Source organism: Pseudomonas chlororaphis, assembly GCF_001921865.1.
GTDB classification, from domain to species: Bacteria; Pseudomonadota; Gammaproteobacteria; order Pseudomonadales; family Pseudomonadaceae; genus Aquipseudomonas; species Aquipseudomonas chlororaphis_D.
The window spans coordinates 28,798-38,291 of the sequence record NZ_MSCT01000014.1 but is presented as its reverse complement, the minus strand read 5'-3'; the positions used below and the strand labels follow the sequence as shown (position 1 = coordinate 38,291).

Sequence of the window (9,494 nt, the reverse complement as noted above, 5' to 3'; positions counted from 1 at the left end):
TCAAATTCCTGTTTCCAGCTTCGAGTTGTACACCTTTGATGCGCTGGTAAGGCATCGAAAGTTTGGCCGAGTAGCAAAATGGTTATGCAGCGGATTGCAAATCCGCCTACGCCGGTTCGATTCCGACCTCGGCCTCCAAACTGAAAACCCCGTAGATCAATGATCTACGGGGTTTTTTATTGCCTGCGATCTGGGTAATCACTTCCGCAATTTTTGAATCGCTTCCGCAAGTAGCCAGTTTTTAGCGCTGAATCGAGGGGGATTTCTCTTCCTGGGGTGCGGGTTGGTGATCGATCTCGGCTAAGATACTTCCCTTCTTTCCTATGGAACTCTCCGACTTGGCGATAAGGAATCGCGTTATGAAAGAGCCGGTGGCTGCCGCGGTCGTTCATCTCAATGGGAAAATTCTCATTGCACGCAGAGCTCCACACCAGAAGTTGGCAGGCATGTGGGAGTTTCCGGGCGGTAAGCTTGAGCGCGGCGAAACACCGCAAGACTGCATCACCCGCGAATTACGTGAAGAGCTGGGCGTAGAGTCCGTCGCCGGCGAGATTCTCACTTCTACGACTTACACCTATCCCGGCGGCATGATCGAACTGATCGCCGTTAGAGTCGATTTGCAATCCACCCAGTTCGTCCTGCAGGTGCATGACCTAATCGAGTGGGTGCGACCTCACGAGCTACTGCGATACGACCTTGCTCCTGCTGATGTTCCAATTGCCGAAGAGATCATCCGAGCACATGGTTAATTTTGTTCTTCCAGTTCCAGGTACCAACCTCAATAACGATGGCCTGACGCAGCTGTTTCAATGCAGTCCTCAAGGTGGGATGCGCCGATCGAATCGTACTAACACCCTGGTCATCGTTTCGAATCATGTGGCGTCAATTTATGACGATCGCTGGATTGACGATGTGCTGCACTACACGGGTATGGGCCAGGTTGATAACCAGTCGCTGGAATTTAACCAAAACAGAACGCTGAACGAATCTCGGGCTAATGGTGTCGCTGTGCATCTGTTCGAAGTCTTTGCTGCTAAAACCTATACCTATATCGGCGAGGTGATGCTGGCTGGTGAGCCGTACCAAGAAAGGCAGGCTGACGTGAAAGGTCATGAGCGCTTTGTTTGGGTTTTTCCACTGCGCCTCAAGTCAGGCGTTCTACCGGCCATTCCAGATATCACGTTGCAACAGCTAAACCAGGTGAAAGAGAAACAAGCTCGTAAATTGAGCGATGCAGAAGTTGAAGCGCTTGCCCGACGGCAGGGGCGAGACAATGTTGGAAAACGCAGCGCCAAAGTCACGCAGCATCAGCGTTCTCTATGGGTTGCGGAGCATGCCAAACGTAGGTCCAAGGGAGTCTGTGAGCTGTGTCAGGAGCCTGCGCCATTCGTTAAGAAGGACGGCACACCTTTTCTAGAGACACATCATATTGTGTGGCTTATAAAGGGCGGGGCCGACACTGTAGAAAATACGGCCGCTCTTTGCCCCAACTGCCATAGAAAAATGCATGTGCTAGACGATCAGGCAGACAGAAAGCTGTTAAACAAGCGATTAAGCGGGCACTAACACAGGAGTTGTATATGGAGGAGGAAATCAGTTTTGAGCATGAGGGAGTGATTTACACCAGTTCCTACTTAGTTCAAGGCGACAACCTGACCGTTTATCTTCCTGACGGTAGCGATAGAGCAACTACTCTGCGCGGTCTTGATCCCGAAATGGCAACATTGATCCACTTGCGAGCCTTTGTACTGCATTCGCAAAAGCTGGATAAATAGGATGTTGCAAGGGGTATTCAATAGCCAGGGCGCCGGAAGCAAATAGGAAACTTTTCTCGTATGCTGCCAATTATGATCTTGGCAGCATACGGGGCATTTTGTAGATTTAACGATCTCTCCAACTCGCAGATAGACCTTCTTAGTCATCTTCTCTGCTGAATGTCCAAGCAGGCGGCTGCATGCGTTAATTCAATCTCGCTGGTCGCTTTCGGCCGGATGTCCTTGAACTGAAACTATCGAATATTCGATCGGAGGGGTGGGGCGTTCTGCGCTGGTGATGAGGTCATGATTGGATTGAATGGACAATGGGTTGAAGGTCGTAAAAGATACGTGCTGACAAATCCTCTATCGCCGTTATGAGGTCTTGATGCCTTCTCTTATCCACCTGGATTCTGTCAAAGAAACAGATGCTTCCAACCTGGTGAGGTTATACACCGACCCGAAAGTACGTGCCTATTTAGGTGGTCCGCTTGACCTGGAAGCGGCAGTGCAGCGGGCGCAACTTGATATCTCGGCTGAGAGAGAAATTCCTTTTTGGGTTGTCAGATCTCGACTAGGCGAACACTTTGCAGGAGTTGTTTCGTTCGATACCCATCACGATGGTTTTGACGTGGAAGTCTCTTACGAACTGCTGCCAGAGCATTGCGGGAAAGGTTATGCGACTGAAGCGCTCACCCTCGCTTTGCAGTATGCAAGGGAGGGATTGGCGTTAAAGAGGGTGATTGCCGAAACGCAGAGCAGGAACGAGGCATCGATTCGCCTGCTCAACCGTGTTGGCATGACGCTTGAGCGAGAGGTAGTGCGTTTCGGTCATGCTCAGAGCATCTACGTCACTACCTGGTAACACTAGGCCTGCTGTCCGGATAGTTAACGTCAGGCTGAGGTCCTCACTTTTATTACCTGAGGTTTCCCCGCGCGTTGCGCAATCCTTTCTCTAGTTGTCGGCTCCCAGCCTCGCCAACGCTTTTGATTCCACGCGCTTGCGTTTACGCGTGGGCTCAATAAATATATACGCCGTATATTTATTGAGGCTCCGCTCATGACGACCGCGCATGTCTTCATCGCCACCAGCCTGGACGGCTTTATCGCCCGGGAGGACGGCGCTATCGATTGGTTACTGCAGGACCCGGCCCCTGAGGAGGACTTCGGTTACGACGACTTCATCGCCAGCATGGAGACGATCGTGATGGGGCGAGGCACCTACGAGAAGGTCGTGACGTTTGAGACCTGGCCCTATGATCTGCCTGTGTTGGTCTTGTCCCGGCAACTGGCCGGAACCCCGGTGCCCGCGCAACTGGAGGGCAAGGTGCGATTTTCAAACCTTGCGCCGCAGCAAGTGCTGGAGAGCTTGAGTCGGCGGAACGTTCGCAGGATCTATGTCGATGGCGGCCAGCTGATCCAGTCCTTCCTGCGCGAAGGGCTTGTCAGCGACTTGGTGGTGACCTCGATTCCGGTGTTGATCGGCACAGGCAGGCGCCTGTTTGGAGCCTTGCCGGGTGACGTCGACCTGAAGCTGGTTGCCAGCCGCAGCTTTGCCATTTCCGGCTACGTTCAATCCACTTACCAGGTGCTCGGATGAGCAAGCCGCGGGGGCGCCCGAGCCAGGGCAGGGGGCTTTCCCTGGACGAGATTCTCGCCACGGCACTCGGGCTGCTGGAGGAGGGCGGCACTGCCGGACTGACCATGCGTAGCCTTGCGTCGCGCCTGGGGGTTACGCCGATGAGCCTCTACAACCATGTCGCGGATCGTGCCGATTTGTTGCTCAAGCTCTCGGACCGGGTCTACAGCGAAGTCGCGCAATGCGTCGGTCTTTTGGACGAGCCGCAGGCCGAGCTGCGCTTGGTGCTGATCCGCTACTTCGATGCGGTGACCCGGTATCCGCAACTCACCCTGGCAATCTTTGCCGAACCGCAAGCGTTTGCCGGGGTCACGCGCAAGGTGTCCGAGCATCTGACCGCGCTGCTGGGTTCGCTCACCCCCGAGCCGTCTCTCTGGCGGGATATCCTGGTTGACCATGCGCACGGCTGCGGTATCGCCTTGGCGCTGTCCGCAGGTAATGGCGAGGCTATTCAGGGGCAGTACGCGCTGGCCCTGGATCGGCTCCTGGCCCGGATACAGACCCGGGATGCATCGGTGTCGGCTTGAATTCTCACGTGTTCAGCTTTCTTCAGAATTGTCTGCGGGACAGACGCGACCGCTCTGGATAGAGTGGTCCCGCTTGCCCGGCCAGGTGTGTTTACGATGGAATGCTGAACGGCCAACAGCTGGTCAGGGCGGGCGCCACATTCAGAGGCAGGCCCTATTTAAGGGCGGTGCGTCGGTTCACAATTGCAGCACACTTCGGTCGTGCTGCTTGCAGCGATGAAAACTTTCGAAACGCTATCCCGTCTGACCTGAACAACGCGCATTGGCCTGCGGAGGCAGGATGCGTTCATTCGATCTTTGATCAGAGGTTATTGGCGATGAGAAAACATAGCTCGGTTCTGTTGGCGGGACTGGCTCTTTCCCTGATGGCGTCTGCCGCGTCGGCCGAACAGTATCTGCCAGACGTAGTTAGCAAAGCCCCCTACAAGACTGCTTATGCGCAGATGCTCGCTTTCCCGAGTTGGGTCAGCAAGGCCGAGGGCACCGCGACGCCAGTCGAGAAGGTCTCGGCGGGTGGGAGCCATTTCACGGTCGGCCATATGTGCAAGCCGCACGACTGTGCGGACAATCAACTGATCGTGGTTTTCAGTGCCGACGGCAAGCAGTCCTGGGGGCTGCTCGCCACCCGTTCGGCCGATGCCAAGGTGTTCAACAAACAGATCCTCGGTAATCCGGACGCTGTCGTTGCGGCGCTTTTGAGTAAATCCTTCGCCGAGCAAAACCCCGAAAAGTAACGCGTGGCATGCGCGGCGACGGTGTTGCCCGTGGAATGCCGAAGCCTTTGTGCCGATTCGACTCGGGTCTTGACCGCCATTTATCCAGGTAGCGCTGTAGGTCGATGATTTGCCGCGTCTTTTTTTGAGTCCTCGCTTGAGGTTCAGTCTTGAATTTGACGCCAACGAACTTGCTTCAAGGGGAGGGGATGTATATATTTCACCCCCTTGCCGCAAGGCACTGAAAGGACCAGGCAGTTCGGGCCTTTCAGAGGGCAACACCGCGCTACCGCCCGAATGGCGAAACTGGTAGACGCATGGGACTTAAAATCCCCCGCTCGTAAGGGCGTGCCGGTTCGATTCCGGCTTCGGGCACCATCTATTTCAAGGGCTTGCACGGGTTTTTCTACCGGGCAGGCCCTTTGTGTTTTCCGCAATCGGAAAATCATTTCCGCAATTCGCTTACTTCGTCGGCGTAACCTTGGCGCCGCGGCGTCTGCGAATGTACTGCTCCGTCATGCTTACGGTAGTGTGCCCAAGCTGGTCCCTGGTCTCTCGTATGCTTCCTGTCGACTCCTCTTTGTCGGTGGCGGCCTTTGCACGCCTGAAACGCAGCCTTTGGAATGCCGGCGGCCTCCCGCGCGTCGTCGAAGCGCTTGCGCAGCATGCTCACGGTCATCGGTGTCCGTCCTCCATCACTACAAGACGAGTAGATCTCACCTTGTAGCCCGCCTTCCTGGCCGCAATGCGGTCAATCACGACCTTTAATTCCCCAATAATCTCAATCCGGCGCTTGGCTCCGGTCTTGCCCTGGGCAACTGCAAGTTTTCCATCCTTGATGTCCCGCTCATCCATTTTCAGCGTATCGGCGATTCGCTGCGCGGTTAGATAGAAGAGATCCAGGGCGTCTTGGAGTGGTTGATCGCTCTTCGCGTAGACAGCTGCGAACATGTCATCTTCGACGTATACATCACGGCCGGTCTCCTTATGCCCCTTTACCCCGGCGCAGGGGTTGGCAAGCGAGGTGTATCCGCATTCGCGGGCGAAGTTCCAGATAGTGCTGAGCAACGCCTTTTCCCGGTTGGCCCGAACGGGTGCGGTCTTTCCTCGTTCCCGAAGGTATTGCCGCACATGTTGCGGCTCAATATCTTCCAGTGGTGCCGGCGGGTCATTGAAAAAATCGAGCAGGTTTTTCAGCTCGCGCTTGTTGTCCTTCTGGGTGGCAGCTGACTTGGTTGGGACGACCTCGCTCATGTAGAGATCGGCAACATAGGCAAAGGTCAGCACCGATTGCACCAGGGCCTACGCGGTTCTTGATTGCTCGAGCCTGGCATATTCCTCCATACCGCGCCTGGCGGCACAAATTGAGCTCAGGGCCTGGCCCGTTGGATGATGTAAACAATGAATCGCCCCGGGTTCTCCAGACACCTTTCAAGCTCATGCGCTACGCATGACTTTCATGCGTCTATGCTTGCTGTTCCAATCAATGGAGGTATAAGCAATGGAAGCTGCTGGGTATGACAGATTGTCCAAGTTGGCAAGCGATAGCGGGGAAGTGGGCACAGCTGGTCTTGGCAATTGTATTGCTGTGGTGGGCTTCAATGGGTCGAAGCAAATGGCCATTGCTCATTACAACACGCTTAATTGTATGGGAACTTCAGGAAACTCATCTCAATGGAATGAGGTATCGCTAACAAAGTTTCACGATTGGTTCGTAAAACAGACAAAAGCAACTAAATTCATGGTTGGACTTGGCGGTGTTTGGTTCGATAACCCGAGCGATAGTCGTTTTGAACTCGTCAAGCTAATTGTCAAGGTTTTTGGGTATGAGCCAACTGCTGCGGCTTCTTGTTTTACCTGCACGGTGAGAAACGGAGCGGGAGTCCTGACCTCACATGCAAATAGCGATGTCATGCCTCAAGGCTGGGGTCAAATGGGCCTACAGATTCCATACAATCAATTAAGAGGGTGATGACTCCGCGTCTCGTATAGCTACTGCGTGCATTAGCGGAAGTATCCTGTCGCTATCGCTACTGCTTTGGCTGGCTGCAGAGAGACACACGCATCTATTCAGGGCCTCAGCATTCGCTGGGGCCTTTTTGTTTTTGGGCATACCCGGTCCGACGCAGGCCCATTTTTAATCCCTATGGAGACTCCAATGGCAGAACCAACGAATACTGCCGCCAGCGTGGTGCTGGTCAAATACGGCGTGGTCATGGCTGCTTTCATCGGATCGATCCTTTCCCTTGGGCTCCTGAAAGACCTCATTCGGGGTCAAGCGGCGACCGCTGTAGCAACCGGCTTTTTCTTCTCGGTCCATCTGACCCGGCCGGTGACTGAACGGCTGGCCCGAAGACGCGAGGTGCCTGAGATGAGCAGCATCCTTGTAACGACGCTGGGTGTGATTGATGCGGCTCTGCGCATCCTGGTTGCCCTTGCGGCCTGTGACCACCTGCGCAGGGTTCGTCCGATCGATCAGCCCATGCTGAGTATTGCCTTCTATCTGGTGGCTATCGGTGCGTTCGGCTCGTTCGTGACCGCAATGCAAGGCCTGTGGGTGAATCCATTCGGTGTGATGCTGCATGCCGGGATAGTGGCGTATGTCTGGGCTCGCCGCGGGCATGTATTCGATGTGGAAGGTTAGGGCCGTGGACTACCGGATCGACGAAAACTGTTATTCGGCCAGCTACCAGGATCTGCGCGAGGAGCACGGCCGCTTCATCGGGATGACCGACAAGCGCTTCCTGAAGGAGCTACCTGCGGCGCTGCACTTTGCCGTATTCGTGTGCTGGTTCAAGGAACTGCCGGCGAGCGCTGTCCTGTCGGATGAAGGGATCGTTCACCAGCTGACCCACTTGATTCACTTGAAGGGTGAGCCGCTGGTGATGTCCAGGCTTGGCGAGATCCGCGAGCTGTTTAACAAGCAACTGCGGCTTGCATCGTAATCCGCGTCACGTTTTGAATACGTCAAATCGCGGCGCAGTCATAACATAGTAAAATTATTTTCTTTCATGGCAAGAGATCTGCTCTTCTACGTCGCTGCCCTCCGGAAACTGATAGAGAGTTGCGTTATCTCCTTTTGCCCACCATGTAATGCCATCTCCCATATACTTGGATCCGCTAGCAGACACGACGTTAGCTGCAATTGTTGTGACTTTATTAATTGTTAATACTACAAGTGAAGTGCTCTCGCTGTTGATGTAATCAGCCTTTATAAGCTGTTTCCCGCATGTATAGCTGACCGATTCCTTTTCTGGCTTTTTGTTTCCTGGGATGTCAATGCTGATTGTTGCAGCTATCGCGCTGTTAGTGAGAAGCGAAAAACATATGGCGGATGAAAAAGCACGCATTGAAACCCCCTAGGTTGAGCAGCTCGTTCGGAGTGGACCGTGCTTGGGGGAAACAGTTCATGAGCTTCGAAAAAGTAAAAACCATGGCCAAACCACCCCTCTACTCATGAGCCTAAAATGAGCCAGGACATCAATGAGGTCCTGGCCGATCTGGATAGCGCCATCGCCAAGGCAATCGACGCAACCAAAGCTGCCGGCCTGTCCCAGGGCGTGATCGTCGCAGAGCTGACGGACATACCCACGCACAAGTCGCTGACGCTTCAGTTTGTCGTTTGGTGCCGTTCTCAATGAAACAAGAGTCGCAAACGCTAGGGTAGAGTCGTGCCATGTCTGTTATCAGGGCTGGCCGGTGAGTTAGAGGGTGGCAGCCGCGCTAAAACGGGCGTATCTCGCCCCCCATTCAACCCTGAATACCTGTCAGCCCTAAGGTGTGTAAGGCTTGATAGTGCTCATCGGGATTTTGCTGAGGAACGAGACTTCCGCATCGTCTTTGGGGCCATGATTGAGCGCAATGATTTGCGAAGTTTCAATGCTTGAACCATCCAGCAAGAGTGAGAACTCCATGTTTTTGCTCCTGCCCCCCGGCAGCGATTCGAGGCCACCTTGGTTGATTCTGAACTCATTTAGAACCATGGAAATTTCATAGAGCGGAGCGCCAGAGCTCTGCCCTCCGGCTTCGGTATTGATGGCGGTAGACACCCAAACGGTAGATTTGTCTTTTGTGTATTTTATGTAGGTGGACAAGTCGTTGAGCTTTGGTTTGCCGCCCCATTTACTTATGTTCTCAACAAGATGCTTAGGCAGGCCAGAGGTGTCCTTGCCGCCGACGAAAATACTCGCGAATTTTCGTGCCTGTTCTGTATTCAATGGAACCCAGGCGGTGAAGCCTTCCGGTGAGGATTGTTGCAGGTTTTCGTATGTTCGATTGTCGGCTCGATATAACGTGAACTTCGTTCCAGGCTGAACTGATGAAGTTGCTACAGCCTCCGTGGAGGGCACTTGCAGTGAAGGTGCCGATGGAGAAGTCGCACAGGAGCCTTGGTGATATGTTCCGCACGCGGAGCAGATCTTAGGGATTGAAAATGGCGCAGGTTTCGGAGCGATGGCGGGCGGAGCTCGATGGGCTGGTACTTGCGTGTTTGATGAAGAGGCTTGGAGGCTTTCAATCGGAGGAAAAATCTTGCCGCTCCTGAGTTTTTGATTGGCAGGCGGCGTGTTGGGTCTTGCGGGCGATGGGACGCTAGGCATGGGGCCTTTGCCTGCATTAGGTCCGGAGTTTTTCAGCACAGTAGTCAGTCCTTTGTATTAAACGGTGTTCAATAACGTCTTGATGCGATGGGCGACGGGGAGGTGACGAGCTGCAGGATCTTGGATGGGGGTACGTCGGCAGACCGTCGGAGGAGAGGGGATTTACTGGCCACCAAAAATATGGACCCCTTGATTTTTATTGAATGGAATGGGGCTTTAAATCCCCTGCTTGTCAGGGCGTGCCGGATCGATTCCGGCTTCGG

The 9,494-nt window shown here is 54.2% G+C and carries 13 protein-coding genes, 2 tRNA genes and 1 pseudogene; 13 read left to right on the top strand and 3 right to left on the bottom strand.

Annotated features, from left to right (window positions below):
- Positions 1–64: 64 nt before the first annotated feature.
- The 9 genes from BTN82_RS16780 (at position 65) to BTN82_RS16740 (ending at position 5,011) form a co-directional block, all read left to right on the top strand.
- A tRNA-Cys gene (locus BTN82_RS16780) sits at positions 65–138 on the top strand.
- 221 nt (positions 139–359) lie between these two features.
- Positions 360–749, top strand: coding sequence for a (deoxy)nucleoside triphosphate pyrophosphohydrolase (locus tag BTN82_RS16775; protein WP_075120244.1), 390 nt, complete (start codon positions 360–362; stop codon positions 747–749).
- Positions 742–1,566, top strand: coding sequence for an HNH endonuclease signature motif containing protein (locus BTN82_RS16770; RefSeq protein WP_075120243.1), 825 nt, complete (start codon positions 742–744; stop codon positions 1,564–1,566). The genes BTN82_RS16775 and BTN82_RS16770 overlap by 8 nt, the downstream gene beginning before the upstream one ends.
- 14 nt (positions 1,567–1,580) lie before the next feature.
- On the top strand, positions 1,581–1,775 hold the full coding sequence (locus BTN82_RS31385; RefSeq protein WP_186828407.1) for a hypothetical protein: 195 nt from the start codon (positions 1,581–1,583) through the stop codon (positions 1,773–1,775).
- 367 nt (positions 1,776–2,142) lie between these two features.
- Positions 2,143–2,619, top strand: coding sequence for a GNAT family N-acetyltransferase (locus BTN82_RS16760; protein ID WP_075120242.1), 477 nt, complete (start codon positions 2,143–2,145; stop codon positions 2,617–2,619).
- Between the two features lie 195 nt (positions 2,620–2,814).
- Positions 2,815–3,354: a dihydrofolate reductase family protein gene (locus BTN82_RS16755; protein WP_075120241.1), complete on the top strand. Its 540-nt coding sequence runs from the start codon at positions 2,815–2,817 to the stop codon at positions 3,352–3,354.
- The gene (locus BTN82_RS16750) at positions 3,351–3,920 is read left to right on the top strand and encodes a TetR/AcrR family transcriptional regulator (protein WP_075120240.1); all 570 of its coding nucleotides are present in this window, start codon (positions 3,351–3,353) and stop codon (positions 3,918–3,920) included. The genes BTN82_RS16755 and BTN82_RS16750 overlap by 4 nt, the downstream gene beginning before the upstream one ends.
- 101 nt (positions 3,921–4,021) lie before the next feature.
- Positions 4,022–4,654, top strand: a complete 633-nt coding sequence (locus BTN82_RS16745) for an inhibitor of vertebrate lysozyme family protein (protein ID WP_261792989.1) — start codon at positions 4,022–4,024, stop codon at positions 4,652–4,654.
- A 270-nt stretch (positions 4,655–4,924) separates the two neighbouring features.
- Positions 4,925–5,011 (top strand) — tRNA-Leu (locus BTN82_RS16740).
- Between the two features lie 84 nt (positions 5,012–5,095).
- On the opposite strand, the pseudogene xerC reads toward BTN82_RS16740, so the two are convergent.
- Positions 5,096–5,971 (bottom strand): annotated as a pseudogene (gene xerC, locus BTN82_RS16730) (tyrosine recombinase XerC); the annotation flags it as partial.
- 163 nt (positions 5,972–6,134) lie between these two features.
- Here xerC and BTN82_RS31130 point away from each other — a divergent pair.
- The 3 genes from BTN82_RS31130 (at position 6,135) to BTN82_RS16720 (ending at position 7,578) form a co-directional block, all read left to right on the top strand.
- Positions 6,135–6,605, top strand: a complete 471-nt coding sequence (locus BTN82_RS31130; RefSeq protein ID WP_148169579.1) for a hypothetical protein — start codon at positions 6,135–6,137, stop codon at positions 6,603–6,605.
- Positions 6,606–7,004: 399 nt separating this feature from the next.
- Positions 7,005–7,277 (top strand): hypothetical protein, encoded by a 273-nt coding sequence (locus BTN82_RS31125; RefSeq protein WP_075120374.1) that lies wholly within the window; start codon positions 7,005–7,007, stop codon positions 7,275–7,277.
- Between the two features lie 4 nt (positions 7,278–7,281).
- Positions 7,282–7,578: a hypothetical protein gene (locus tag BTN82_RS16720; protein WP_075120238.1), complete on the top strand. Its 297-nt coding sequence runs from the start codon at positions 7,282–7,284 to the stop codon at positions 7,576–7,578.
- Positions 7,579–7,632: 54 nt separating this feature from the next.
- On the opposite strand, the gene BTN82_RS16715 is transcribed toward BTN82_RS16720, so the two are convergent.
- Positions 7,633–7,983 carry an MliC family protein gene (locus tag BTN82_RS16715; protein WP_075120237.1) on the bottom strand — a complete coding sequence of 117 codons (351 nt, stop codon included), beginning with the start codon at positions 7,981–7,983 and terminating at the stop codon, positions 7,633–7,635.
- A gap of 117 nt (positions 7,984–8,100) precedes the next feature.
- Between BTN82_RS16715 and BTN82_RS31380 the strand changes: the two genes are divergently transcribed.
- The gene (locus BTN82_RS31380) at positions 8,101–8,274 is read left to right on the top strand and encodes a hypothetical protein (protein WP_186828412.1); all 174 of its coding nucleotides are present in this window, start codon (positions 8,101–8,103) and stop codon (positions 8,272–8,274) included.
- Positions 8,275–8,406: 132 nt separating this feature from the next.
- On the opposite strand, the gene BTN82_RS31120 is transcribed toward BTN82_RS31380, so the two are convergent.
- Positions 8,407–9,270, bottom strand: a complete 864-nt coding sequence (locus BTN82_RS31120) for a hypothetical protein (protein WP_148169578.1) — start codon at positions 9,268–9,270, stop codon at positions 8,407–8,409.
- Positions 9,271–9,494 lie beyond the last annotated feature (224 nt).